This window comes from Microbacterium sp. 1S1 (assembly GCF_008271365.1).
GTDB lineage: Bacteria > Actinomycetota > Actinomycetes > Actinomycetales > Microbacteriaceae > Microbacterium.
In genome coordinates, this window is the sequence record NZ_CP043430.1 from 2,332,251 (window position 1) to 2,356,015 (window position 23,765).

The window sequence follows — 23,765 nt, forward strand, 5'->3', positions numbered from 1 at the left end:
ACTCCCGCATCCGGGTGGTCAACCGCTCTTGCGTCGGAACTCGCGCCGCGTCTGCGGGGCGTTGGCGGCGTGCACGGCGGAGTCGCCGTCGAGGTGAGCCTCGCCCTGCCGGTGGTGCGCGTTCTTCTTCTCGAGCGCTTCCTTGAACTTGCGCTTCATCTCCTCGGAGGAGGAGCCGGCGCCTTCTTCGGTGCTCATGCTCCCGAGCCTAGAGCACGGGTCGCGACGGGTGGGAGTCATCGTCCGAGACGTCGCGTGAGCCGGTCGAGCCCCAACCCGAGCGCGACGGCCACGGCCACGGACACCGGGACGGCGATGAGGGGACCGCCGGGGAGCACTGCGGCGACGACCGCGCCGACCGCGGCCTGGTACATCGCCCACCCGGTCGCGGCCAGGAACACCAACAGCAGATACCGCGGTGGGTGGATGCGGGAGGCGCCCGCCACGAGGTTCACGGCGAGGCGGGCGAAGGGGACGAACCGGGCGGTGAACAGCACGGTGGCGGTCCCGCGATCCAGGCGGACGCGCGCCCAGCCGAGGGCCTGCTGGACGCGGGGCGCTCTCATCCAGCGCCAGCGTTCGATGCCGATGACGCGGCCGATCAGGTAGCAGCAGGCGTCGCCGAGTGCCGCCGCGGCGGCAGCGCAGATGACCACCGCCCAGAGCGCGGGCGTCCCTGCGGTCACCGCGACCGCGCCGAGTGCGGTCACCGCGATCTCCCCGGGGATCACGACGAAGAAGGCGTCTCCGAGCACGAGAACGCTCATCGCGGCGAGGCTCCAGGGGCCCGCGAGCGATTCGGTGAGCAGATCCGTCGGCACTCCGCCAGCCTGCCCCGACGCGGTGAACGGGAACCAACGTGGGGATAGCCGGTGACCCGCGATCCAGCATCCGGTGAACATCCGGTGCCCGGGCTCGATTCGCCATCGACGCGGACGAGCTGCGCACGATCCTGGGGGAGTGAGAGTCGCGATCGTCACCGAGTCCTTCCTTCCGCACATGAACGGCGTGACCGGATCCGTGATGCAGATCCTCCGTCACCTGGAGCGCCGGGGGCACGAAGCCCACGTGCTCGCGCCCGACGCTGCCGGCATCCCTGAGCGGATGCACGGGGCCCGCATCGCAGCGATCCCGAGTGTTCCGCTTCCCGGATACCGGGATGTCCGGGTCGGCGCGGCCACGACCCGTCGGATCGGTGCCGCGCTGGACCGTTTCGGTCCCGATGTCGTCCACCTGGCCTCGCCGTTCGCCCTGGGGTGGCGAGGGCTGCTCGCCGCCGAACGGAGCGGGGTGGCGACGGTCGCGGCCTATCAGACCGATGTGGCCGCCTACGCGGAGAGGTACCGCGTCGCGGCGACGACCGGCATCGCCCACGCGCACCTCGCGCGGCTGCACCGGCGAGCGACCCTCACCCTCGCGCCGTCGACCGAGTCCGCGCAGCAACTCAGCCGTCTCGGCATCGACCGCCTCCGATCCTGGGGAAGAGGGGTGGACGCGGAGCGTTTCCACCCGTCCCGGCGCAGCGACGCGCTCCGCTCGGAGTGGGGCGCCGAGATCGTCATCGGCTACGTCGGGCGCCTCGCCCCCGAGAAGCAGGTGGAGGACCTCGCCGCGCTGCGCGGCATCCCCGGCACCCGGCTGGTCATCGTCGGGGACGGGCCTCGGCGGCAGCGCCTGCAGGAGCAGCTCCCCGAAGCCCTGTTCCTCGGGCGGCTCGACGGCGACGCGCTCGCCGCGGCGCTCGCGTCGTTCGACGTCTTCGTGCATCCGGGGGAGAGCGAGACCTTCGGCCAGACGCTGCAGGAGGCGCACGCGAGCGGCGTGCCCGTGGTGGCGACCGGCCGCGGAGGACCGCTGGACCTCGTCGACGCGGGCGTGGACGGCTGGCTCTACCCTCCGGGCGACCTCGGGGACCTCCGCCGACGGGTGGCCGATCTCGCGTCCGACGAGCGCACCCGTCGAGCCTTCGGGCAGGCAGGCTGGGAGGGCGTGCAAGGACGCAGCTGGGCACACCTGAGCGACCAGTTGCTCGACCACTTCGAGGAGGCGCGGGAGCTCCATGCCGTCGACCGTCGCCTGCGCGCTCGCCGCCTCGTGCGGCCGGAGCCGACTCCGCCCGCACCATCGCGCCGCTGGCGACGGTTCGTCGCGCTCGGCGACTCCTTGACCGAGGGACTCTGCGACCCCGGGCCCGACGGCACGCTTCGGGGGTGGGCTGATCGGCTCACGCTGCTTCTCGCGGCTCGGGGAGGCCTCCACTACGCGAACCTCGCGATCCGGTCGAAGCGCGTGGCCGACGTCTGCGGTACGCAGCTCGATCGGGCGCTGGAGCTCCGACCCGATCTCGTCACCATCCTGGTGGGTGCGAACGACCTCGTGAAGCATCGCGTCGACGTGCTCGCGCTCGCCGCGAGCCTGGAGACGGCGGTGAGGCGACTGCGAGCATCGGGTGCCGACGTGGTCCTGGTCACGCCCTTCCTGCCGGACCGTCGTGCCGCGGTGCTGTACGTTCGGCGCTTCTCGGCGTTCGCCACGGCCCTCGCGGGGACCGCAGCACGGACCGGCGCGATCCTCATCGACACCGACCTGCACCCCTCGTTGGGCGAGCGGCAGCACTGGGGCGAGGATCTCGTGCATCTCAGCAGTCGAGGGCACCGGTTCCTCGCGTACCGGGTTGCGGAGGTGCTCGGGGTGCCTCATGCGGACGCATTGGGGCTGCTGGACGCGGCGTTGCACGAGAACGAGCTCATCGGACGCGCGGCCTGGTGGCGGCGCCACGCCCTCCCGTGGGTCTGGCGTCGACTGCACGGTCGTGCCGCGGGAGACGGTCGGCGGGCCAAGCACGACGACTACGTCTACGTCGGACGTTCCGCTGTGGAACGGGACGCCAGCGTGGTGTGAGGAGGGGAAGGCGTCAGCGCTTGCCCATTCCGCGGTATGTCCAACCGGCGGCGCGCCACGCGTCCGCGTCCAGACAGTTCCGCCCGTCCACCACGATCCGGCCTCGCACGAGTCCACCGGCGTGCTGGGGACTCAGCTCCCTGCGGTACTCGTCCCACTCCGTGACGACCACCACCGCATCCGCGTCTCGCAGCGCGTCGTCCCTGGACGAGGCGTACCCGAGTTGCGGATGCAGGGCACGGGCGTTCTCGATCGCCGCGGGATCGGTCACCACGACGTCCGCACCGAGCCCCCGCAGCCGCACGGCCACCTCCAGCGCCGGCGAATCGCGGATGTCGTCGCTGAACGGCTTGAAGGCCGCCCCGAGGACGGCGACCCTCCTCCCGAAGACGAGGCCCCCGAGAGCGTCCACCACGAGGCGCACCGCGCGGTCGCGACGGCGGAGGTTGATGGCGTCCACCTCGTGCAGGAAGCCGACGGCGTCGCCACGCCCGAGCTCCTCGGCGCGTGCCGCGAACGCTCTGATGTCCTTGGGAAGGCAGCCGCCACCGAAGCCGATCCCGGACCCGAGGTAGCGACGGCCGATGCGTGAATCGTGTCCGAGGGCCTCGGCGAGCAGGGTGACGTCGGCCCCCGCAGCTTCCGCGATCTCCGCCATGGCGTTGATGAAGGAGATCTTCGTGGCGAGGAAGGCGTTGGCCGCCCCCTTGACGAGCTCGGCGGTTGCGAGGTCGGTCACGAGGAAGGGGGTGCCCCCGTCGATCGCCGAGGCATAGGCATGGCGGAGCAGATCGACGGCGGCGAGGCCCATCGGGGTGTCGTCGGCACCCACCACCAGGCGGTCAGGCGTGAGGGTGTCATGGACGGCCCAGCCCTCGCGGAGGAACTCGGGGTTCCACACGAGCGTGGCCCCGGTCGCCTCGATCCGGCGGGCGAGGCGCGCGGCGGTACCGACGGGGACGGTCGACTTCCCGGCCACCACCGTCCCCGGCCGCAGGTGGGGGAGCAGTCCGTCGATCGCCGCTTCGATGGCACGGAGGTCGGCTGCCGGACCGGAGGGGGACTGCGGGGTACCGACGGCGAGGAAGTGCACTTCCGCTGCCGCAGCCGCCCCCGGATCCGCGGCGAAGCGCAGTCGTCCGGACCGCAGCCCCTCGTCCAGGAGCTCGGCGAGCCCCGGCTCGAAGAACGGCGGGACACCCGCCGCGAGGGCGGCCACCCTGTGCTCGTCTACGTCGATGCCGACGACGTCGTGGCCGAGCGAGGCCATCGCCGCGGCATGCACAGCTCCCAAGTACCCGCATCCGATCACTGACATCCTCATCTGCCCAGCACAGCCGAGCATCCCCTCGCGCCGGAGGACGCGCAGTGAACGTCCGGTGACGGTCCGGTGTCGGGCGCACCGCGCGCGGAACCCTCGGCTCCGCGCGCGCACGCTGGTAGGGTGGTCGAGGGTGACCCCGGTCATCCGACAAGTTCATATCGACTCATGGAGCGATCGGCGGAGAAGCTGGTCCCCTGTGGTGGGTTCCTCGGCGGACGCCGGGTGGCTTTCTACTGGTGGCCAGCGCAGGCGAGATTCGCGGGAGTGCCCGCGCGCCCGAACCCTTCCGTTCCGCTCCTTTGAACACGCTCGCGCGCCACACGGGCTCGCGAGTCTAAACAAAGAAGGAGAGACCTCTTGGAAGGTCCTGAAATCACCGCCACCGAGGCCGTTCTCGACAACGGCCGCTTCGGCACCCGCACCATCCGCTTCGAGACCGGCCGCCTCGCGCAGCAGGCTCAGGGCGCCGTCGCCGCGTACCTCGACGGCGAGACCATGCTCCTCTCGGCCACGAGCGCAGGCAAGCACCCGCGTGAAGGCTTCGACTTCTTCCCACTGACGGTCGACGTCGAGGAGCGCTCCTACGCCGCAGGCAAGATCCCCGGCTCGTTCTTCCGTCGTGAGGGTCGTCCCTCGACCGAGGCGATCCTCGTCTGCCGCCTGATCGACCGTCCGCTGCGTCCGTCGTTCGTCGACGGCCTCCGCAACGAGGTCCAGATCGTCATCACGGTCCTCTCGATCGCTCCCGGCGAGTTCTACGACGCCCTGGCGATCAACGCCGCCTCGGCGTCGACCCAGATCTCGGGTCTGCCGTTCTCGGGTCCCGTCGCCGGTGTGCGCCTCGCGTTCATCCCCGGTCACGGGCAGCACGAGGACCAGTGGGTCGCCTTCCCGACCGCGGAGCAGGTCTCCGAGGCCGTGTTCGACCTGATCGTCGCCGGTCGTGTCGTCACCAAGGCCGACGGTTCCGAGGACGTCGCGATCATGATGGTCGAGGCCGAGGCGACCGAGGGCAGCTGGAACCTGATCAAGGCCGGCGCCACCAAGCCGAACGAGGACATCGTGGCCCAGGGCCTCGAGGCCTCGAAGCCGTTCATCGCCCAGCTCGTCAAGGCCCAGGCCGAGCTCGCCGCCACCGCATCGAAGGAGCCGGGGGTCTACCCGGTCTTCCCCGCGTACAGCGACGAGGTCTACGACTTCGTGTCCGAGCGCGCGTTCGCCGAACTCAGCGACGTCTACCAGATCGCCGACAAGACCGAGCGTCAGAACGCCGACGACGCGATCAAGGACCGTGTCAAGGCCGAGCTCATCGAAGCCACCGAAGCGGGTTCGCTGCCGGCTGCGGCTCCGCTGGAGTTCTCCGCGGCGTACAAGTCCGTCACCAAGAAGATCGTCCGCGGTCGCATCCTCACCGAGGGCACCCGCATCGACGGCCGCGGCCTGGCGGACATCCGTCCGCTCGACGCCGAGGTGCAGGTCATCCCGCGCGTGCACGGCTCCGCGATCTTCCAGCGCGGCGAGACCCAGATCATGGGTGTCACCACGCTCAACATGCTCAAGATGGAGCAGCAGATCGACTCGCTGTCGCCCACCACGAGCAAGCGGTACATGCACCACTACAACTTCCCGCCCTACTCGACCGGTGAGACCGGCCGCGTGGGTTCGCCGAAGCGTCGCGAGATCGGGCACGGCTTCCTCGCCGAGCGCGCCCTCGTGCCGGTGCTGCCGAGCCGCGAGGAGTTCCCCTACGCGATCCGTCAGGTCTCCGAGGCCCTCGGTTCCAACGGCTCCACGTCGATGGGCTCCGTCTGCGCCTCGACCCTCTCGCTGCTGAACGCGGGTGTGCCGCTGCGCGCCCCCGTCGCCGGCATCGCGATGGGGCTCGTCTCCGACGAGGTGAACGGGGAGACCCGCTACGCCGCGCTGACCGACATCCTGGGTGCGGAGGACGCGCTCGGTGACATGGACTTCAAGGTCGCCGGCACGAGCGAGTTCGTCACCGCCATCCAGCTCGACACGAAGCTCGACGGCATCCCGTCTTCGGTGCTCGCGGGTGCGCTGACCCAGGCGCGCGATGCGCGCCTGACGATCCTCAACGTCCTCAACGCCGCGATCGACGCACCCGACGAGATGGCGCCGACCGCTCCGCGCGTCATCAGCGTCCAGATCCCGGTCGACAAGATCGGCGAGCTGATCGGCCCGAAGGGCAAGACGATCAACGCGATCCAGGACGAGACCGGCGCGCAGATCTCCATCGAGGAGGACGGCACCGTCTACATCGGCGCGACCGACGGCCCTTCGGCCGAGGCTGCTCGGGCCCAGGTGAACGCGATCGCCAACCCCACTAACCCGGAGGTCGGCGAGCAGTTCCTCGGCACCGTCGTGAAGATCGCCACCTTCGGCGCCTTCATCTCGCTGCTGCCCGGCAAGGACGGTCTGCTGCACGTCACCGAGGTGCGCAAGCTCGCCGGAGGCAAGCGGGTAGAGAACGTCGAGGACGTGCTCTCCGTGGGCCAGAAGATCCTCGTGAAGATCACGAAGATCGACGACCGCGGCAAGCTGTCGCTCGAGCCCGTGCTCGATGACGCGCCCGCTGCGGACGAGGCTCCGGCCGAGGACGCCGCCGAGTAACCACGGCTCCGACAGAACCCGGGCCCTCCTTCGGTGGGGCCCGGGTTCTGTCGTCTCCGCCGTGATCGAAACGTTATGGGAAGTTTGCGCGCCGTTCCTCGGAATGGTCGGGACGTTCGCGTGCGTCGCATACCCTCGAAGTACGCACCGGGGGGTGCCAGTGAAGCAGTGATGTCGATCGGTTCCGACCGGTCGTAGCGGGGGTGAGAGTATGCGGTTGTTCGGCGTAGGCGCAGGACCCGACGCTGAACGCGCCGCGCTGGAGCACCAGGATCACCCGTCCGCACCCATCCCGATCGTCGGGCCCGGTGTGGGGGAGTCCATTCGCACCGCTCTCGGTGAGACCGGGTACGAGACGTTCCCGCTGATGCTCGGCGCCGCGGAGTTCGGGTGGAACGTCGATCTCGAGACGAGTCACGGCATCCTCGACAGGTACGTGGAGTTCGGCGGCAACGCCATCCACACTGCCGACGGGTTCTCCGGCGGCAGAAGCGAGCACATCCTCGGTCAGTGGCTGCGGTCGCGGGACCAGCGGGAGCGTGTCGTCCTCAGTGTCCGCATCGGGGCGCATGCCGACAACCCCGGCCTTGGGTCGGTCAACCTCGTCCGGGCCGTCGAGGGTTCGCTCACCCGTCTCGCCGTCGAACGCATCGACGTGCTCTACCTGGACGCCACACTGGACGCGACCACCAACCTCGAGGACACCTTGGCCACGGTCGAGTGGCTCGTCGAGGCCGGGAAGATCGGCGCGGTCGGCGCTTACGGTTTCACTCCGGAGAGGCTCGTCGAGGCGCGCATCCTCGCCTCCGCGGGATACCCGCGGATCACGGTGATCGACACACCGTACAACCTCGTCCGTCGGCAGCCGTTCGAGGGCGATCTGCGACTCGTCGCCGGGGCGCAGAACCTCGCCGTCACGCCGTCTCACGCGCTGGAGCACGGGTTCCTCTCCGGGCGTCATCGCTCGAAGGCCCTCGCCTCGCGGGGCGTCAGGGGTGAGCAGCTCCGTGGACACCTCAACCGCCGCGGGATCAAAGTGCTGCGCGCGCTCGACCAGGTGGCCGCGGAGCTCGCCGTTCCGGTCGCCGCCGTCTCCATCGCCTGGCTGCTCGCGCAGCGCACGGTGGCTGCGCCGATCGTGAACACGTTCGCGACGGACCACGTCGACGAGCTCATGCAGGGGGCCGGTGTGACGCTCTCCCGTGCGCACGTCGCAGAGCTCACCCGCGCGGGCGCCTGACCTTTCGCCACCCGTGACATAGGGTGGAAGGGAAGACCGGCGGATGCTGGCGACGAGGCGAGCGAGCGAGTTGTGACGCACTACATTTATCTGGTCAGACACGGTGAACATCAGGATGCCGAGCATGGCCTCGCCGACGGACCCCTCTCGCCGCGCGGTCAGCGTCAGGCGGAGCTGATCGCGGATCGACTGTCCGGTCTGCCACTGGACGCTGTCTGGCACTCGCCGCTGCTGCGCGCGGCCGAGACGGCGCGGGCCATCGCCGGTCGTCTTCCCTCCGTGGACCCGGAGCCGTCTGCTCTTCTCTTCGACTGCGTCCCGACGGGGATGACCGAGGAGACGCCGGCGGTGTTCGAGCCCTTCTTCGGTTCGGTCACCGAGGCCGAGATCGACGCAGGCCGCGCCCAGATGTCGGACGCCGTCAACGAGTTCCTCGTGCGGAAGACCGGTGACGTGCATGAGGTCCTGATCACCCACAACTTCGTGATCTCGTGGTTCGTCCGCGAGGTGCTCGCCGCCCCCGACTGGCGGTGGATGACACTCAACCAGTCCCACTGCGGTCTGACGGTGATCGCGCAGAAGCAGGGGCGGCCGTGGACCCTGCTCACGCACAACGACACGGGCCATCTGCCCATGGAGCTGCGGACGGGCATCCCGGACGCGCTGCTCGTGTGATCAGCGGCCCCGCGTGCCGCGACCTCCGATCGTGGCCCGGAAATAGACTGGACACATGACCACGAAGGTAGCCCTCGTCGGCGGGACCGGAAAGCTGGGAACGATCATCGGCGCGGTGATCGCAGAGCTCGACGGTTTCGAGGTGAGCCGGGTGCTGACGTCGGCCAGCGACCTTTCCGAGCTCGCCGGTTCCGATCTCGTGATCGACGCCTCCACGCCGCAGATCAGCATCGATGTGGTGCGGGCAGCGGTGGAGCACGGCCTCAACGTCCTCGTCGCAACGTCCGGCTGGTCCGCCGAGCGGATCGCCCTCGTCCGACCGCTGGTCGAGGCAGCCGGCACCGGGGCGGTCTTCATCCCCAACTTCTCGCTCGGTTCCGTGCTCGGCTCTGCCCTCGCCGCCGCGGCCGCGCCCTACTTCGGCTCCGCGGAGATCGTGGAGGCACACCGGGAGACCAAGGTCGACTCGCCGAGCGGGACCGCCGTCCGCACCGCGGAGCTCATCGCTGCCGCCCGTGCCGCCCAGGGTCCGGTCAGCGCGCCGCACGCGGATCAGCGCGCGCGTGGCCAGCAGGTCGGCAGCGTGCCCATCCACTCTCTCCGTCGGCCGGGGGTGATCGCGAAGCAGGAGGTGATCCTGTCCGGGCCGGGCGAGTCCCTCACCTTCACGCACGACACCACGGACCCCGCGCTGGCCTATGCGCCGGGCATCCGCCTGGCCGTGCCGTATGCGGCGACCGCGACCGGCGTCGTCGTCGGCCTGGAGAACATGATCGACATCGGCATCCGATCGTGATGTCCCGGATCGGGGTCGGGCTGATGGCAGCGGCCCTCCTGCTCTACCTCGTGGTCGCGGGCTGGCTCGCGGTCATGTTCCTGGCCGTCGGGACGCCGGTCTCCATCGGGATGGGGGTCACGCTCCTGGTTCTCGCCCCCGTCGGCGGCTGGGCGCTGGTCCGGGAGATGCTCTTCGGCTTCGGTGCCGACCGGCTGGGGCGGCTGCTCGACGCGGAGGGCGGTATGCCGCCGGTCGAGACCGAGCTCACGCCCAGCGGGCGGATCGCCAAGAAGGACGCGGACGCCATCGTCGCGCGCTACACGGCGGAAGCCGAAGCGGCGCCCGCGGACTGGCGTGCGCGCTATCGCCTCGGCGTCGTGCAGGACGCCGCGGGGCGCCGTAAGGACGCCAGGGCGAGCATCCGGCAGGCGATCCGCCTGTCCCGCGCCTGACGTCCTCGGCGTTCAGGCCAGAGTCGCTTCGAGGGTGATCTCGATGCCCGCCAGGGCCTGGGATACGGGGCACCCGGTCTTGGCGCCTTCGGCGACTTCCTGGAACTTCTCCGGGCTCAGCCCGGGCACGGTGGCGTTGACGTTCAGGTGGCTGCCGGTGATGCCGACGCCCGGCTTGAAGGTGACGGAGGCGCTGGTGTCGACACGCTCCGGCGGTGTGCCGTTCTCGGCGAGGGCGTGCGAGAGGGCCATGCTGAAGCAGGAGGCATGGGCAGCCGCGATGAGCTCCTCCGGCGTCGTGGTGGTGTCGCTGCCCTCGCTGCGGGACTTCCAGTCGAGCGGGAACGTCCCCAGCTGCGAGGAGGAGAAGGCGACCGTGCCGGAACCTTCCGTGAGCGATCCGGTCCAGGTGGCGGCGGCTTCACTGGTGACGGGCATGGTTCCTCCGGTTCTGACGCCACCGGGGGAGCGGCGTCGCTTGTCGTCAGCCTACCGAGCGACCGGGCATCCGGGAACCGGCGTCAGGCGGCGCGGCGCGGTCGTCCGGTCAGACCGATGCGCTGCAGCAGGAGGTAGAGCTGGCACCCGAGGCAGAGTCCGAACGCGGCGTTGAGGAAAGCGGCGAGGAACGCCGCGGCGGTCGCGATCGGCAGAGCCCATGGCACTCCCGCGAGGTGGAACAGGAGGCCGAGGCCGACCACGACGAGACCGACGCCCTGGGCGAATCGCGGGGGTCGAGGATCCTCCAGCTCGGCGGGCGCCGCGAGGCGCGGGCGCACGACGTGGCGGTAGAGGACACCCCACGGTGCGGTGCGCGGGGAGATGACACCCCAGAGGAACAGCAGCGCGATGAGCGTGGCGAGGAGGAACCCAGGGTCGAGTGCCCGCTCGGAGAGACCGGATACCGTCACCGCCCACCCTCGTCCTCCGACGAACGCGAATTCCGACGATCGCGTCAGCGCGAACCAGCCTCTGGTGATCCATGCCGTGGAGATTCCGATGAGGGCGAAGTACGTCGCGACGGCGAGCAGGAACGCCGTGATCGCCGCCGCGAAGCGGGGACCGCGCGGATCGATGCCGGGGGGAGGGGTCATCAGGTGCTCCAGACGGGGTCTCAGACGGCGGCGAGGGCACGGGTCAGGTGCTCGTGAGCGGGAATACCCGCGAACCGCGCGCGGACGACCCCAGTCGCGTCGAGCACGAAGGTGGTCGGCGTCTGCAGCACGCGGTAGCGCGCCGAGAGGTCGGGGCGGTGCGTCAGGTCGATCTCGATGTGCGCGAGGTCGGCGTCGGCGGCCGCGTAGGCGCCGAGAAGTCGACGGACCTGGGGGCAGCGTGCGCACGTCTCCGTGCTGAACTGCACGAGGGTCGCGCTGGAACCCAGGGCCGCACCCTTCGCATCCGCGGGATCGAAGCGCAGGGCCCCGCCGTCGCGAAGGCGACCTTCTCGGCGTCGAACCGCGACCCCCGCCAGGACGCCGAGCACGACAAGCGCGGCCACGGCGGCGAGGGCGACTGCGGGGGACATACGTCGAGAGTACGGCCGGGCGGCCAGGGGCGCCGCGATGTTTCCATCCGTGACGAGGGCATCGTGCCGACGGCACCGCCTTCGGGGCGACCGGGGCGGGTATCCTGACAACCATGAGCGCTGCCGTCCCGACACCGTACGAAGACCTGCTCCGCGACGTGCTCGAGACGGGCACACACAAGAGCGATCGGACCGGGACCGGGACCACGAGCGTGTTCGGACGGCAGATCCGCTTCGACCTGGCGCAGGGCTTCCCTCTCATCACCACGAAGCGCGTCCACTTCAAGTCCATCGCGTACGAGCTGCTGTGGTTCCTGCGCGGCGACTCGAACGTGCGATGGCTGCAGGAGAACGGTGTGTCGATCTGGGACGAGTGGGCGGACGAGGACGGCGACCTCGGCCCGGTCTACGGCGTGCAGTGGCGCTCCTGGCCGACCGCCGACGGCCGCAGCATCGACCAGCTGGCCGAGGTCATCGAGCAGATCCGGCGTTCGCCCGACTCCCGGCGCCTCCTCGTGTCCGCCTGGAACCCGGCCGACATCCCCGACATGGCCCTCGCGCCCTGCCACGCGCTCTTCCAGTTCTACGTCGCCGACGGCAAGCTGTCCTGCCAGCTCTATCAGCGCAGCGCGGACATGTTCCTCGGAGTTCCGTTCAACATCGCCTCGTATGCGCTGCTGACGATGATGATCGCGCAGCAGGTCGGTCTGCAGCCCGGGGACTTCGTGTGGACCGGCGGCGACTGCCACGTCTACGACAACCATGTCGAGCAGGTGCGCGAGCAGCTCACCCGCGAGGCATACCCGTACCCGACGCTGCGATTCGCCCGGAAGCCCGACTCGATCTTCGACTACCGATACGAGGACTTCGTCGTCGAGGACTACCAGCACCACGCACCGATCAGGGCGGCGGTGGCGGTATGACCTGGGTGGGGCTCATCTGGGCCGAGGCCGCCGGTGGGGTGATCGGCGCCGAGGGGGGTATGCCCTGGCACGTCCCCGAGGACCTGGCGCACTTCAAGGAGATCACCCGGGGCGCGCCGGTCGTCATGGGGCGAAAGACGTGGGACTCGCTGCCGGAGCGGTTCCGTCCGCTGCCCGATCGCGACAACATCGTGGTCACGCGCCAGCAGGACTGGTCAGCGGAAGGCGCTCGTCGTGCCGCGACGGTGACGGAAGCCGTCCGCGGTCAGGAGAAGGTGTGGATCATCGGCGGCGCCGAGATCTTCCGCCAGGTGATCGCGGGCGCTGACCGCCTGGAGGTCACGGAGATCGACCTCGAGGTCGACGGCGACACCTTCGCTCCCTCGAAGGCCGGCTGGCGCGTGGTGCAGGAGGGGGACTGGCAGACGTCCCGTACCGGTGTCCGCTACCGCTTCCTGAGGTACGAGCGCTGATGCCCACCGCACTGATCACCGGAGCAAGCGCGGGACTGGGCGCCGAGTTCGCGCGTCAGCTCGCTCGTCGGCGCGCCGATCTCGTGCTCGTGGCACGCTCGGAGGAGACGCTGTCGTCGCTTGCGGCGGAGCTGCGCAGCGAATGGGGAGTGGCCGTCGAGGTGCTGGGCGCCGACCTGTCCGAGGAGGACGGCGTCGAGCGCCTCGCGGCTCGGCTCCGCGATCGGGACGACCCGATCGACCTGCTCGTGAACAACGCCGGCTTCGGGTTGCCGCTGCGGTTCGCCGACAACGACATCGAGGACGAGGTGCGGCACCTCCGCGTGCACGTCGAGGCCTCGATGCGCCTCATGCATGCCGCGCTGCAGACCATGCGGGGTCGAGGCGGCCGGATCATCAACGTCGCTTCGGTCGCCGGATTCATCTCGCGTTCGACCTACTCCGCCTGCAAGGGCTGGCTCATCGATTTCAGCCGGTGGGCGAACACCGCGTACGGCCCGGACGGCGTCAGCGTCACGGCGCTCTGTCCCGGATTCACGCACACGTCCTTCCACGAGCGGATGGGTCTCGCCGTCGGCGAGGAGGGCGTGCCGTCGGTCCTCTGGCTCGACGCCGGTGACGTCGTTCGGGAGGGGCTGCGCGACGCTGCGCGCGGCAAAGCCGTGTCCATCCCGTCCGTGCGGTACAAGGCCGTCGTGGCGGTGACGAAGGTCCTGCCGCGATCCCTCACCGCGGCCGTCGCCCGACGGGGCCGGGTCTGACCGCTGTCAGCGGAACCTCCCGAGTCGGATCCCGGCGAGAGCCATCGCGGCGATCGTCTCGCCGTCCGTGATGCGGCCGTCCGCGATCATCCGGAGGACCTCGCCGAACGGCACCCACTCGACCTCGTCAATGCCTTCCTCGGCACGACTGCCTGCCGCGTCTCCGACCCAATGGATCTCGCGAGCGAGGTAGACGTGCTCGGTCGCCTCCGCCACACCGTCGAGGGCGTGGGTGATCCCGAGGTGCTCCCACTGCCTCGCTCGGTAGCCCGTTTCCTCCAGGAGCTCGCGTTCCGCAGCACGGAGGGGGTCCTCGCCGTCCGTCCCGCCGGCGGGGACCTCGATGGACGGGCCGATCGTGTAGCGATCGATGTTCACGAGACAGACCCGGTCGTCGGCGTCCATCGCGACGACGAACACCGCGGGGTTCCTGACCGTCATCACGCCGTAGATGCCTCTTCCGCCCGGGCCGGTGACGTCGTCCTCACGGACGCGGATCCAGGCGTTCTCGTAGGTCGTGCGCGAGGCGTGCGTGATCCATCCCATGCGGCGAGCCTACGGCCCGCGGGGACGGACGACGCGGGCGCGTCCGCGGCAGCGGCATCCGACCCGATACGCTGGACGCATGACGCACTCGGGCAACCCTTTCGGACAGGTTCTCGTCGCGCTCGTCACTCCGATGACGGCCGACGGCGAAGTCGATTGGCCCGCCGTCGAGAAGCACATCGATGATGTGATCACCGCGGGGGCGGACGGCATCGTCGTGACGGGAACGACCGGCGAGACCTCGACCCTGACGGACCCCGAGAAGCTCAAGCTCGTCGAGGTCGGCAAGTCCGTCTCGGCCGGCCGCGCGAAGATCATCACCGGCGGCGGCTCCAACGAGACCGCCCACGCCATCGAGCTCTACAAGGCGAGCGAGAAGGCCGGGGCCGACGGCATCATGATCGTCACCCCGTACTACAACAAGCCGACGCAGGCCGGCATCCTCACGCACTTCCGACTGGTCGCCGACGCGACGGACCTGCCGGTCATCCTCTACGACATCCCGGGTCGGACCGGTGTGCCCATCAAGTACGAGACGATCCTTCGCCTTGCCAAGCACCCCAACATCCTCGCCGTGAAGGACGCCAAGGGCGACTTCTCCGAGGTGAGCCGTGTGCTCAACCAGACCGACCTCATGTACTTCTCCGGTGACGACGCGAACGTGCTGCCGCACCTGTCCATCGGCGCGACCGGCCTCATCGGCGTGACCGCGAACGTGGCCGCCGCTCCGTACCGGACCATCATCGACGCGGTGAACCGGGGCGACCTCGCCACCGCGACCGCGGAGCACAGGCGGCTGGAACCGCTGGTCCGAGCCGTCATGACGCACGTCCCGGGCACTGTGGCCGCGAAGTACATCCTGCATGGGCTGGGTCGCATCTCCAGCCCGCGCGTCCGTCTTCCCCTCGTCGGCCCGGAGGAGTGGGAGGCCGCCCTCATCGAGGACGAACTCGACCTCGTCACGGGCGTGCCAGGGGCGGACTTCTCGAACTTCCGGCCCGACCGCAACGCGGCCGCGGGCGGTGCTCTGCCGAAGGTGCACGGCACGACGCGCTGAGCCGCGTCATCATGAACGAACGGACGCGTGGAGTGTCCGACTGAGGAGACAGCATGTCCATTCCCCTGGCCGAACCGTCCGCCCTCGACGAAGGGACGCTCCGGGTCATCCCGATCGGCGGCCTGGGGGAGATCGGGCGCAACATGACCGTGTTCGAGTACGCGGGCAAGATCCTGATCGTCGACTGCGGCGTGCTGTTCCCGGAGGAGCACCAGCCGGGCGTCGATCTGATCCTCCCCGACTTCGAGCCGATCCGCGACCGCCTCGACGACATCGTCGGCGTCGTGCTGACGCACGGGCATGAGGACCACATCGGCGCGGTGCCCTACCTCCTGCGGCTCAAGAGCGACATCCCGCTGATCGGCTCCGGCCTGACCCTCGCCCTCGTGGAAGCCAAGCTCAAGGAGCATCGGATCAAGGCCTTCACCCTGACCGTGAAGGAGGGCCAGCAGGAGAAGGTCGGCCCGTTCGATCTCGAGTTCGTCGCGGTGAACCACTCCATCCCCGACGCGCTGGCGGTCGCGATCCGCACCCCTGCCGGCATGGCTCTCGCCACGGGCGACTTCAAGATGGACCAGCTGCCGCTCGACGGCCGCATCACCGACCTGCGCGCGTTCTCCCGGCTGGGGGAGGAGGGAGTCGACCTCTTCCTCGTCGACTCCACCAACGCCGACGTGCCGGGGTTCACCCCCACGGAGCGCTCGATCGGCCCGGTCCTCGACCAGGTCATCGGGAAGGCGCCGCGCCGCGTGATCGTCGCGAGCTTCTCCAGCCACGTGCACCGCGTGCAGCAGGTGATCGACGCCGCGCACGCGCACGGGCGCCGGGTCGCGTTCCTCGGCCGCAGCATGGTGCGCAACATGACCATCGCCGAGCAGCTCGGCTACCTCAAGGTCCCGGCCGGGGTCCTGATCGACTTCAAGAAGGCGCGCGATCTTCCGGACGAGCAGATCGTCTACATGTCCACGGGGTCGCAGGGTGAGCCGATGGCCGTGCTGAGCCGGATGGCCAACCTCGACCACGCGATCGAGGTGAGCGAGGGCGACACCGTCATCCTGGCGTCCAGCCTCATTCCCGGCAACGAGAACGCCGTGTACCGGGTGATCGACGGGTTGACGAAGCTCGGTGCGAACGTGGTGCACAAGGCCAACGCGCGGGTGCACGTGTCCGGCCACGCCGCAGCGGGCGAGCTGCTCTACTGCTACAACATCCTGAAGCCGAAGAACGTCCTGCCGGTCCACGGCGAGTACCGTCACCTGATCGCGAACGCGAAGCTGGCTCAGGACACCGGGATCCCGGAGCAGAACACGATCATCGCCTCCAACGGCACCGTGATCGATCTGAAGGACGGTGTGGCCCGGGTCGCCGGCCAGCTCGACCTCGGATTCGTCTACGTCGACGGCTCGACCGTCGGGGAGATCACCGAAGCCGACCTCAAGGACCGTCGGATCCTCGGCGAGGAGGGCTTCATCTCGGTCATCGTCGTCGTGGACGCCGCCACAGGGCGCATCATCTCGGGTCCCGAGATCCACGCGCGCGGTGTCGCCGAGGACGATGCGGTCTTCGACGACGTCGCACCGAAGATCGTCGCTGCGCTCAAGGAGGCCTCGGGCAACGGCGTGCGCGACACGCATGCGCTGTCGCAGGTCGTACGCCGGACGATCGGCCGCTGGGTGAACCAGAAGCTGCGGAGGCGGCCGATGATCGTCCCCCTCGTCATCGAGGCCTGACCCCCGCCTCACGGCGCGCTGTCGCGCGCCGTGATCGTCGAGTTCCGCGTGGTGACGCGGAGATGGCGGTCGCTGGCCGTACCGTGGAGGCATGGCCAGGAGCAGCACCAAGACCGAGCGCGCCTCGACGAGCGCACCGTCGCGCCCCAAGCGGCAGTCGGCTCCCAAGGCACAGCCCGCTCCCAAGAAGTACATCGACGAGGCCGACAAGCCCCCCGTCGCGGCACGAGCGTGGAACGGGCTTGCCCACGGCGTCGGCGGACTCTTCCGGGCCTTCGGGCCGGAGACGCTGCAGAAGGACGATCGCCGAGACGGATTCCCGTTCCTGCTGGTGATCCTGGCGGCCCTCGGCGCCGTCAACGAGTGGTTCTTCATCGGCAACGAGGTCGCGGCGAACATCAGCGCCTACTCGGTGGGACTCTTCGTCGGTCGTGTCGCCTTCATCATGCCGGTGCTGCTGCTCTTCCTGGCGGGCTGGCTGTTCCGGCATCCGTCGTCGGTGCACGACAACGGACGCATCGGGATCGGCTTCGGGATGTTCGTCCTCGCCCTGGCGGGGATCTTCCACGTCGCGGGCCCTCGTCCGCATCCGAACCAGGGCATGCCAGCGCTGAGCGAGTCGGGTGGACTGCTCGGTTGGCTCGTGGGGCAGCCGCTGACGTACCTCACCGACATCCCCGCCTACATCATCCTCGGGCTGCTGGCGGCCCTCAGCATCCTCATCCTCACGAAGACCCCGCCGAACCGCATCGGCTCCCGTCTCGGAGACCTCTACGCATGGATGTTCGACGCCGAACGCCCGGAGAAGCCGGCGAAGGGCACCTCGGACGCGGTCGACGAGGCCGACAAGGTCGACGACCCCGACGTGCTGCCCTGGTGGCGTCGCAACAAGACAGGCCGGGAGGAAGACCCGGACGAGGGCACCCTCGCCTCCGACGACATCACCGCGCTGCTCTCCACGACCGAGGCCACCCCGGCGTACGACCAGGCCGTGACGGTGGCGAACCCCTACGACGCCGCGACCGAGGTGCTCAGCGACGTCCGCTCCGTCACGGACTCCCTCGCCGAGCAGCAGACCACCGCGCTCCTGGACGACGAGTCCGACACCGGCGAGATGCCGGAGCTTCCGGGTCTCGACGGCTTCGGCACCGAAGGCCCGGGCGACCGCGGACCGCAGGCGCCGGTGGCGCCGTACATCCTGCCCTCGCCCGGCGTGCTGTCGGAGGGGCCGCCGTCGGTCGCGCGCTCCGAGGCGAACGACCGGATCGTCGAGCAGATCACCAGCGTCCTCGACCAGTTCAAGGTCGACGCCAAGGTCACCGGTTTCTCTCGCGGACCGACGGTCACGCAGTACGAGGTCGAGGTCGGGCACGGCGTCAAGGTCGAGAAGATCCTGCAGCTGAGCAACAACTTCGCCTACGCCGTCGCCTCCAACGACGTGCGCATCCTCTCGCCGATCCCCGGCAAGAGCGCGATCGGCATCGAGATCCCCAACACCGATCGCGAGACGGTCGCCCTCGGTGACGTGCTGCGTTCCGCGGCCGCACAGAAGAGCACGCACCCGCTGACCATCGGCGTCGGCAAGGACGTCGGCGGCAACTTCGTCGTCGCCAACCTCGCGAAGATGCCGCACCTCCTGGTCGCCGGCTCGACGGGGTCCGGTAAGTCCAGCTTCGTGAACTCGATGATCACGAGCCTCCTGATGCGGGCCCGACCCTCCGACGTGCGCATGGTCCTCATCGACCCGAAGCGCGTCGAGCTCACGAGTTACGCCGGTGTGCCGCACCTCATCACGCCGATCATCACGAACCCGAAGAAGGCCGCCGAGGCGCTCCAGTGGGTCGTGAAGGAGATGGACATGCGGTACGACGACCTCGCGTCGTTCGGCTTCCGTCACATCGACGACTTCAACCGTGCCGTCCGGGCCGGAGAGGTCGAGGTGCCCCCGGGCAGTGAGCGGGTGCTCAAGCCGTACCCGTATCTCCTCGTCGTGGTCGATGAGCTCGCCGACCTCATGATGGTCGCGCCGCGTGATGTCGAGGACTCGATCGTCCGCATCACCCAGCTGGCCCGTGCCTCCGGTATCCATCTCGTGCTCGCCACGCAGCGGCCGAGCGTCGACGTGGTCACCGGCCTCATCAAGGCGAACGTGCCGTCTCGTCTCGCGTTCGCCGTCACGAGCGTCACGGACAGCCGCGTGATCCTCGACAGCCCCGGGGCCGACAAGCTCATCGGCCAGGGTGACGCCCTGTTCTCGCCCATGGGCTCGTCGAAGCCGTTCCGTCTTCAGGGCGCGTGGGTCGACGAGAAGGAGATCGACGCGGTCGTCAAGCACGTCACGCGCCAGGCCCGCCCCGAGTACCGGGCGGATGTCCAGGAGGCGATGGAGCCGGCGAAGAAGAAGGAAGTGGACGAGGACATCGGTGACGACCTCGAGCTCCTGCTCGCGGCGGCAGAGCTGATCATCTCCTCGCAGTTCGGATCCACGTCGATGCTGCAGCGCAAGCTGCGGGTCGGTTTCGCCAAAGCCGGGCGCCTGATGGATCTGCTCGAGTCGCGAGAGGTCGTCGGTCCCTCCGAGGGCTCGAAGGCACGCGACGTGCTCGCGACTCCCGAACAGCTTCCGCAGGTCATGGCGAAGCTCCGGGGTGAAGACGTCCCCTCGGCCCCTGCGGCACCGGCTGCGCCCGCCGCAGCGACGCCGCCGGTCGAACGTGATCCGCTGGAGGCCCAGTACGACGGGCTGCCGGTCGTCGAGGCGGAGGGCGACGAAGACGCCTGGGGTCTGACGGGACGCGACTGATGGCGATTCCTCGGCAGCTCCCCAACGCCATCACCGTGGCGCGCATCCCGCTCGCGGTGGTGTTCTTCGTGTTCCTCCTCGTCGGTGGGACGTACGGTCTCTCGGACCTCACGGTGCGCTGGATCGCGGCGGTCCTCTTCATCGTCGCGATCTCGACCGATTGGGTGGACGGCTACCTCGCCCGCCGTTACGACATCGTCAGCGACTTCGGGAAGCTGTGGGACCCGATCGCGGACAAGCTCCTCACCGGCGCCGGGTTCGTGGGGCTGGCGATCCTCGGCGAGGTCTCGTGGTGGATCGTCGCGATCATCCTCGTCCGCGAATGGGGGATCACGATTCACCGGCTGGTGGTCGCGAGCGAGCATGTCGTGGCGGCCGCCTGGATGGGGAAGATCAAGACGGCATTCCAGGGTGTCGCCCTCGGTTGGGCTCTCCTTCCCCTGCACGTGTTCATCGGGCTCGGCCCGTGGACCCTCGTGACGACCGTCCTCATGGTCATCGTCCTCGTGCTGACCGTCGTGAGCGGCATCGACTACATCGTCGCGCAGGTGCGTGGGGCGCGCCGGAGCCGATGAGCGATACGACGGCGGCCGAGGCGTTGGCCGGTCTGCGCACCCGCGGTTGGACGCTCGGCGTGGCGGAGTCGCTCACCGGCGGCTCGGTGTGCGCGGCACTCGTCGCGGTTCCCGGCGCGTCCGCGGTGCTCCTCGGCGGTGTCGTCGCCTACGCGACTCCGGTGAAGCGCACGCTGCTCGCCGTCGATGCCGATCTCCTGGAACGACACGGACCGGTGCACGCAGAGGTCGCGAGGCAGATGGCTGCCGGCGTGCGTGATGCCGTGGCCGTCGGCGGGCACCCCGCGGACGTCGGCGTATCCACGACAGGGATCGCCGGACCGGACTCGCCGGACGGACAGCCCGTCGGCACCGTGCACATCGGCGTCGTCACGCCGACCACGAGCCGCACCGAGCAGTTCCGTTTCCTCGGCGACCGCGACGCGGTGCGTGCGCAGTCGGTCGCGGCTGTTCTTGGTGTGCTGGCCGCCGTGCTGAGGGAATAGCGAGCCCCCGCCGCAGGTTGATACGGATGTGCTCACATTCAAACCACAGAGTGCAAGGGTAGATTCTGTGCAAGCCAGGAGGACTAGACTGGCCGTCTCTTCGAGGGACACCTCGATTCACGAACTGCGGAGGAGGTTCCGATGATTCTTGTACGACAGGAGATCGGCGACGTGCTGAGGGACTTCCGTCTGCAGAAGGGGCGGACGCTCCGCCAGGTGGCGAGCAAGGCTTCCGTCGCTCTCGGGTACCTCAGTGAGGTCGAGCGGGGGCAGAAGGAAGCGTCGAGCGAGATCCTCGCCTCGGTGGCCGAGGCCCTTGACGTGCCCATCTCCACGATCATGCGCGAGGTCGGAGATCGCATCTCCGTTCTCGAGGGCATCCAGGTCTTCCCGGATGTCGTTCCCGAGGACCTGGTCGCCTCCGTGGAGCCCGAGCTCTCGCTCCGCTGAGTCTCGGAGAAGGTCCCTATGCGACGCAGTGAGTTCCTCCGTGCCGTCGATGCCGAGTTCCAGGCCCGGGCCACGTCGCTCGTGAACGATCTGGTGCTGTCCGGCATGGACGGGCGCACGGCGGCCGAGGCGCTCGACGCGGGCGTGCCGCCGCGGAACATCTGGCTGGCACTCTGTGCGGACATGGACGTTCCCGAAGCCCGCCGCCACGGTGTCGGGCGCTTGGAGCCACGTGGCCGGTGACGCGACCGCCGATGTGCGGATGTCCGACACGCCGATGAGGGCGCGGTGTCGAAAATGTGTTCGAAGCGGGCGTAGTCTTCTGCACAAGTGGTGAATCGGATCTGATCCTCACGATCCGCGGCTTCTCGACGGAATGTCGGTGGCCCCTCGTACCGTGAGGACCAGGCTGAAAGCCATACGCCTTGTCGGAGAGTTCCTTCCAGCCGGAAGAGCCGCGACAGCCTACAGGCGGCAGCACACGCGCAGAAGGAGCACACCATGCCATCACCCGCTGACCGCGAGAAGTCCCTCGAGACCGCTCTCGCTCAGATCGACCGCCAGTTCGGAAAGGGCTCGGTCATGCGGCTGGGCAGCGATGAGCGGGCCCCCGTGGCCGTCATCCCCACCGGCTCCATCGCCCTCGACGTCGCTCTCGGCGTGGGTGGCCTGCCGCGTGGCCGCATCGTCGAGATCTACGGGCCGGAATCGTCGGGTAAGACGACGCTGACTCTGCATGCCATCGCCAACGCCCAGCGGGCCGGCGGGATCGCGGCGTTCATCGACGCGGAGCACGCTCTCGATCCCGACTACGCCGCGAAGCTCGGCGTGGACATCGACTCGCTTCTCGTCTCGCAGCCCGACACGGGTGAGCAGGCGCTCGAGATCGCTGACATGCTCGTCCGTTCGGGCGCGATCGACCTCATCGTGGTGGACTCGGTCGCGGCCCTGGTGCCACGCGCCGAGATCGAGGGCGAGATGGGTGATTCCCACGTCGGTCTCCAGGCGCGCCTCATGTCCCAGGCGCTTCGAAAGCTCACGGGTGGTCTCAACCAGACCAACACGACGATGATCTTCATCAACCAGCTGCGCGAGAAGATCGGTGTGTTCTTCGGTTCGCCCGAGACCACCGCGGGCGGTAAGGCGCTGAAGTTCTACGCTTCCGTGCGCATGGACATCCGTCGCATCGAAACCCTCAAGGACGGCACGGACGCGGTGGGTAACCGGACCCGCGTCAAGATCGTCAAGAACAAGATGGCACCGCCCTTCAAGCAGGCCGAGTTCGACATCCTGTACGGCGTCGGCATCTCCCGCGAGGGCAGCCTGATCGACTTTGGCGTGGAGCACGGCATCGTCAAGAAGTCCGGATCGTGGTACACCTACGATGGCGATCAGCTGGGCCAGGGCAAGGAGAACGCACGGACGTTCCTGCTCAACAACGCGGACATCGCGTTGGCCATCGAAAGCCAGATCAAGCAGAAGCTCGGAATCGGCGGCCCGGCTGCGGCCGCGGGCGCTGACGAGCTGGCCGAGCGTCGCCCGGCCTGATGACGGAGCAGCGTGGGGGCGATTCCGAACGGATCGCCCCCATCATCCCTCTCTTCGGCGGCTCAGCACGACACGATGGGTCGTCTGCGGCGCACGCGGACAGAGCCCCCGCACGCGAGCGTGGACGGAGCGTGCGGTCGGATGAGGGTGCGGGAGTATGGCGCTCGACCTGGGACGAGCCCGCGAAGGCACCGTCCCGGGTGGACGATGGGGACGGATCGCCCAGTGCGCGCCATCCTGCTCGCGGAGCGGCCGCCCGGGCTGCTGCCTCGGGTGCAGGCAAGGGCAGGCTGCGCGCCGTTAACGACCCGTCTCGGGTGGCGGGCACGGAGGAGGCCGGAGAGAGCGGTCCCTCGGCGGAGGAGATCCGTTCCGCGGCGGAGGAGTCGTTGGTGCGAAAGCTCCGTACGAGGTCACTGTCCGTCTCCGAAGCCCGCCTGGTGCTGAAAGGACACGGCCTGGACGCGGACGGGATCGAAGACGTGATCGACGACTTCGTCCGGCGAGGCTATCTCGACGACGCTGTGCTCGCAGAGCTTCTCGTCACGTCAGGCGTCGAGCGCAAGGGACAGGGGAGGGTCGCGCTGTCGCGCGCGCTGGCGCAGCGAGGGATTCCGCGCGAGATCATCGACGCCGCTCTTGACGAACTCCCGGACGACGATGCGGAGCGGGCACTGGAGTTCGCGCGAGGCAAAGCACGCTCGATGGGGCGACTCGACCCGGACGCGGCGTTGCGGCGGTTGGTCGGGCAGCTGGCACGCCGTGGGTATGGAGGCGCCGTCGCCATGAACGCCGCGAAGACGGCACTGCGAGAAGCGTCGTTCGGGAGCGGCGCCTCCGGTGTCCGGTTCGTGGATTCCGACTGACGAACCCGGAGGGCAGCTT

General features: G+C 69.2%; 25 protein-coding genes. 18 read left to right on the top strand and 7 right to left on the bottom strand.

Annotated elements, in window-relative coordinates; all coding sequences use genetic code 11:
* Nucleotides 1-18: 18 nt before the first annotated feature.
* Entirely contained in the window at nt 19-198 is a 180-nt protein-coding gene (locus FY549_RS11215; RefSeq protein WP_149085087.1) for a DUF5302 domain-containing protein, read from the bottom strand.
* 38 nt (nt 199-236) lie between these two features.
* A complete protein-coding gene (locus tag FY549_RS11220; RefSeq protein ID WP_149085088.1) occupies nt 237-821 on the bottom strand; it encodes a DedA family protein in 585 nt (194 codons plus the stop codon).
* Nucleotides 822-960: 139 nt separating this feature from the next.
* Between FY549_RS11220 and FY549_RS11225 the strand changes: the two genes are divergently transcribed.
* Nucleotides 961-2,901 carry a GDSL-type esterase/lipase family protein gene (locus FY549_RS11225; RefSeq protein ID WP_149085089.1) on the top strand — a complete coding sequence of 647 codons (1,941 nt, stop codon included), beginning with the start codon at nt 961-963 and terminating at the stop codon, nt 2,899-2,901.
* 13 nt (nt 2,902-2,914) lie between these two features.
* On the opposite strand, the gene FY549_RS11230 is transcribed toward FY549_RS11225, so the two are convergent.
* Complete coding sequence (locus FY549_RS11230; RefSeq protein WP_149085090.1) at nt 2,915-4,225, bottom strand: UDP-glucose dehydrogenase family protein; 1,311 nt, start codon at nt 4,223-4,225, stop codon at nt 2,915-2,917.
* Nucleotides 4,226-4,582: 357 nt separating this feature from the next.
* Here FY549_RS11230 and FY549_RS11235 point away from each other — a divergent pair, with 357 nt between their 5' ends.
* The 5 genes from FY549_RS11235 (at nt 4,583) to FY549_RS11255 (ending at nt 10,001) form a co-directional block, all read left to right on the top strand.
* Nucleotides 4,583-6,856, top strand: a complete 2,274-nt coding sequence (locus FY549_RS11235) for a polyribonucleotide nucleotidyltransferase (protein WP_149085091.1) — start codon at nt 4,583-4,585, stop codon at nt 6,854-6,856.
* Nucleotides 6,857-7,067: 211 nt separating this feature from the next.
* Nucleotides 7,068-8,096, top strand: a complete 1,029-nt coding sequence (locus FY549_RS11240) for an aldo/keto reductase (RefSeq protein ID WP_149085092.1) — start codon at nt 7,068-7,070, stop codon at nt 8,094-8,096.
* 72 nt (nt 8,097-8,168) lie between these two features.
* Complete coding sequence (locus tag FY549_RS11245; RefSeq protein WP_149085093.1) at nt 8,169-8,771, top strand: histidine phosphatase family protein; 603 nt, start codon at nt 8,169-8,171, stop codon at nt 8,769-8,771.
* Between the two features lie 55 nt (nt 8,772-8,826).
* A complete protein-coding gene (gene dapB / locus FY549_RS11250; protein WP_149085094.1) occupies nt 8,827-9,567 on the top strand; it encodes a 4-hydroxy-tetrahydrodipicolinate reductase in 741 nt (246 codons plus the stop codon).
* Nucleotides 9,567-10,001 carry a hypothetical protein gene (locus FY549_RS11255; RefSeq protein ID WP_149085095.1) on the top strand — a complete coding sequence of 145 codons (435 nt, stop codon included), beginning with the start codon at nt 9,567-9,569 and terminating at the stop codon, nt 9,999-10,001. Before dapB ends, FY549_RS11255 begins: the two co-directional genes overlap by 1 nt.
* Nucleotides 10,002-10,013: 12 nt before the next feature.
* On the opposite strand, the gene FY549_RS11260 is transcribed toward FY549_RS11255, so the two are convergent.
* From FY549_RS11260 to FY549_RS11270, 3 genes are all read right to left on the bottom strand, one after another.
* Nucleotides 10,014-10,439 carry an OsmC family peroxiredoxin gene (locus FY549_RS11260; RefSeq protein ID WP_149085096.1) on the bottom strand — a complete coding sequence of 142 codons (426 nt, stop codon included), beginning with the start codon at nt 10,437-10,439 and terminating at the stop codon, nt 10,014-10,016.
* 83 nt (nt 10,440-10,522) lie between these two features.
* Entirely contained in the window at nt 10,523-11,095 is a 573-nt protein-coding gene (locus tag FY549_RS11265; RefSeq protein WP_149085097.1) for a DUF4395 domain-containing protein, read from the bottom strand.
* Nucleotides 11,096-11,115: 20 nt separating this feature from the next.
* Complete coding sequence (locus FY549_RS11270) at nt 11,116-11,529, bottom strand: thioredoxin family protein (protein WP_149085098.1); 414 nt, start codon at nt 11,527-11,529, stop codon at nt 11,116-11,118.
* 113 nt (nt 11,530-11,642) lie between these two features.
* Here FY549_RS11270 and FY549_RS11275 point away from each other — a divergent pair, with 113 nt between their 5' ends.
* From FY549_RS11275 to FY549_RS11285, 3 genes are read left to right on the top strand one after another with little or no spacing between them, the layout of a single operon-like run.
* A complete protein-coding gene (locus FY549_RS11275; RefSeq protein ID WP_149085099.1) occupies nt 11,643-12,452 on the top strand; it encodes a thymidylate synthase in 810 nt (269 codons plus the stop codon).
* A complete protein-coding gene (locus FY549_RS11280) occupies nt 12,449-12,925 on the top strand; it encodes a dihydrofolate reductase (RefSeq protein WP_149085100.1) in 477 nt (158 codons plus the stop codon). Before FY549_RS11275 ends, FY549_RS11280 begins: the two co-directional genes overlap by 4 nt.
* Nucleotides 12,925-13,686, top strand: coding sequence for an SDR family NAD(P)-dependent oxidoreductase (locus FY549_RS11285; protein WP_149085101.1), 762 nt, complete (start codon nt 12,925-12,927; stop codon nt 13,684-13,686). Before FY549_RS11280 ends, FY549_RS11285 begins: the two co-directional genes overlap by 1 nt.
* A 6-nt stretch (nt 13,687-13,692) precedes the next feature.
* Here FY549_RS11285 and FY549_RS11290 read toward each other — a convergent pair whose 3' ends face one another.
* Nucleotides 13,693-14,232 (bottom strand): NUDIX domain-containing protein, encoded by a 540-nt coding sequence (locus FY549_RS11290; RefSeq protein ID WP_149085102.1) that lies wholly within the window; start codon nt 14,230-14,232, stop codon nt 13,693-13,695.
* A gap of 79 nt (nt 14,233-14,311) precedes the next feature.
* Here FY549_RS11290 and dapA point away from each other — a divergent pair, with 79 nt between their 5' ends.
* The 9 genes from dapA to FY549_RS16770 all read left to right on the top strand — a co-directional run bounded on the left by dapA (nt 14,312) and on the right by FY549_RS16770 (nt 23,746).
* Entirely contained in the window at nt 14,312-15,289 is a 978-nt protein-coding gene (dapA, locus tag FY549_RS11295) for a 4-hydroxy-tetrahydrodipicolinate synthase (RefSeq protein WP_149085103.1), read from the top strand.
* Between the two features lie 53 nt (nt 15,290-15,342).
* Nucleotides 15,343-17,019 (top strand): ribonuclease J, encoded by a 1,677-nt coding sequence (locus tag FY549_RS11300; protein WP_101846156.1) that lies wholly within the window; start codon nt 15,343-15,345, stop codon nt 17,017-17,019.
* A gap of 91 nt (nt 17,020-17,110) precedes the next feature.
* The gene (locus FY549_RS11305) at nt 17,111-19,822 is read left to right on the top strand and encodes an FtsK/SpoIIIE family DNA translocase (RefSeq protein WP_149085104.1); all 2,712 of its coding nucleotides are present in this window, start codon (nt 17,111-17,113) and stop codon (nt 19,820-19,822) included.
* Nucleotides 19,822-20,397: a CDP-diacylglycerol--glycerol-3-phosphate 3-phosphatidyltransferase gene (gene pgsA / locus FY549_RS11310; RefSeq protein WP_149085105.1), complete on the top strand. Its 576-nt coding sequence runs from the start codon at nt 19,822-19,824 to the stop codon at nt 20,395-20,397. Before FY549_RS11305 ends, pgsA begins: the two co-directional genes overlap by 1 nt.
* Nucleotides 20,394-20,882 (top strand): CinA family protein, encoded by a 489-nt coding sequence (locus FY549_RS11315; RefSeq protein ID WP_149085106.1) that lies wholly within the window; start codon nt 20,394-20,396, stop codon nt 20,880-20,882. Before pgsA ends, FY549_RS11315 begins: the two co-directional genes overlap by 4 nt.
* 141 nt (nt 20,883-21,023) lie before the next feature.
* The gene (locus FY549_RS11320) at nt 21,024-21,332 is read left to right on the top strand and encodes a helix-turn-helix domain-containing protein (protein WP_149085107.1); all 309 of its coding nucleotides are present in this window, start codon (nt 21,024-21,026) and stop codon (nt 21,330-21,332) included.
* Nucleotides 21,333-21,350: 18 nt separating this feature from the next.
* Nucleotides 21,351-21,575 carry a DUF3046 domain-containing protein gene (locus FY549_RS11325; protein WP_149085108.1) on the top strand — a complete coding sequence of 75 codons (225 nt, stop codon included), beginning with the start codon at nt 21,351-21,353 and terminating at the stop codon, nt 21,573-21,575.
* Between the two features lie 258 nt (nt 21,576-21,833).
* Nucleotides 21,834-22,880, top strand: coding sequence for a recombinase RecA (recA, locus tag FY549_RS11330; protein WP_149085109.1), 1,047 nt, complete (start codon nt 21,834-21,836; stop codon nt 22,878-22,880).
* Between the two features lie 392 nt (nt 22,881-23,272).
* Nucleotides 23,273-23,746, top strand: coding sequence for a regulatory protein RecX (locus FY549_RS16770; RefSeq protein ID WP_200838557.1), 474 nt, complete (start codon nt 23,273-23,275; stop codon nt 23,744-23,746).
* Nucleotides 23,747-23,765 lie beyond the last annotated feature (19 nt).

Coding starts and splice junctions, on each gene's coding strand:
- FY549_RS11215 (WP_149085087.1), bottom strand. CDS start 198: ATGAGCACCGAAGAAGGCGCCGGCTCCTCCTCCGAGGAGATGAAGCGC.
- FY549_RS11230 (WP_149085090.1), bottom strand. CDS start 4,225: ATGAGGATGTCAGTGATCGGATGCGGGTACTTGGGAGCTGTGCATGCC.
- FY549_RS11240 (WP_149085092.1), top strand. CDS start 7,068: ATGCGGTTGTTCGGCGTAGGCGCAGGACCCGACGCTGAACGCGCCGCG.
- dapB (WP_149085094.1), top strand. CDS start 8,827: ATGACCACGAAGGTAGCCCTCGTCGGCGGGACCGGAAAGCTGGGAACG.
- FY549_RS11255 (WP_149085095.1), top strand. CDS start 9,567: ATGTCCCGGATCGGGGTCGGGCTGATGGCAGCGGCCCTCCTGCTCTAC.
- FY549_RS11260 (WP_149085096.1), bottom strand. CDS start 10,439: ATGCCCGTCACCAGTGAAGCCGCCGCCACCTGGACCGGATCGCTCACG.
- FY549_RS11265 (WP_149085097.1), bottom strand. CDS start 11,095: ATGACCCCTCCCCCCGGCATCGATCCGCGCGGTCCCCGCTTCGCGGCG.
- FY549_RS11270 (WP_149085098.1), bottom strand. CDS start 11,529: ATGTCCCCCGCAGTCGCCCTCGCCGCCGTGGCCGCGCTTGTCGTGCTC.
- FY549_RS11275 (WP_149085099.1), top strand. CDS start 11,643: ATGAGCGCTGCCGTCCCGACACCGTACGAAGACCTGCTCCGCGACGTG.
- FY549_RS11280 (WP_149085100.1), top strand. CDS start 12,449: ATGACCTGGGTGGGGCTCATCTGGGCCGAGGCCGCCGGTGGGGTGATC.
- FY549_RS11285 (WP_149085101.1), top strand. CDS start 12,925: ATGCCCACCGCACTGATCACCGGAGCAAGCGCGGGACTGGGCGCCGAG.
- FY549_RS11290 (WP_149085102.1), bottom strand. CDS start 14,232: ATGGGATGGATCACGCACGCCTCGCGCACGACCTACGAGAACGCCTGG.
- dapA (WP_149085103.1), top strand. CDS start 14,312: ATGACGCACTCGGGCAACCCTTTCGGACAGGTTCTCGTCGCGCTCGTC.
- FY549_RS11300 (WP_101846156.1), top strand. CDS start 15,343: ATGTCCATTCCCCTGGCCGAACCGTCCGCCCTCGACGAAGGGACGCTC.
- FY549_RS11305 (WP_149085104.1), top strand. CDS start 17,111: ATGGCCAGGAGCAGCACCAAGACCGAGCGCGCCTCGACGAGCGCACCG.
- pgsA (WP_149085105.1), top strand. CDS start 19,822: ATGGCGATTCCTCGGCAGCTCCCCAACGCCATCACCGTGGCGCGCATC.
- FY549_RS11315 (WP_149085106.1), top strand. CDS start 20,394: ATGAGCGATACGACGGCGGCCGAGGCGTTGGCCGGTCTGCGCACCCGC.
- FY549_RS11320 (WP_149085107.1), top strand. CDS start 21,024: ATGATTCTTGTACGACAGGAGATCGGCGACGTGCTGAGGGACTTCCGT.
- FY549_RS11325 (WP_149085108.1), top strand. CDS start 21,351: ATGCGACGCAGTGAGTTCCTCCGTGCCGTCGATGCCGAGTTCCAGGCC.
- recA (WP_149085109.1), top strand. CDS start 21,834: ATGCCATCACCCGCTGACCGCGAGAAGTCCCTCGAGACCGCTCTCGCT.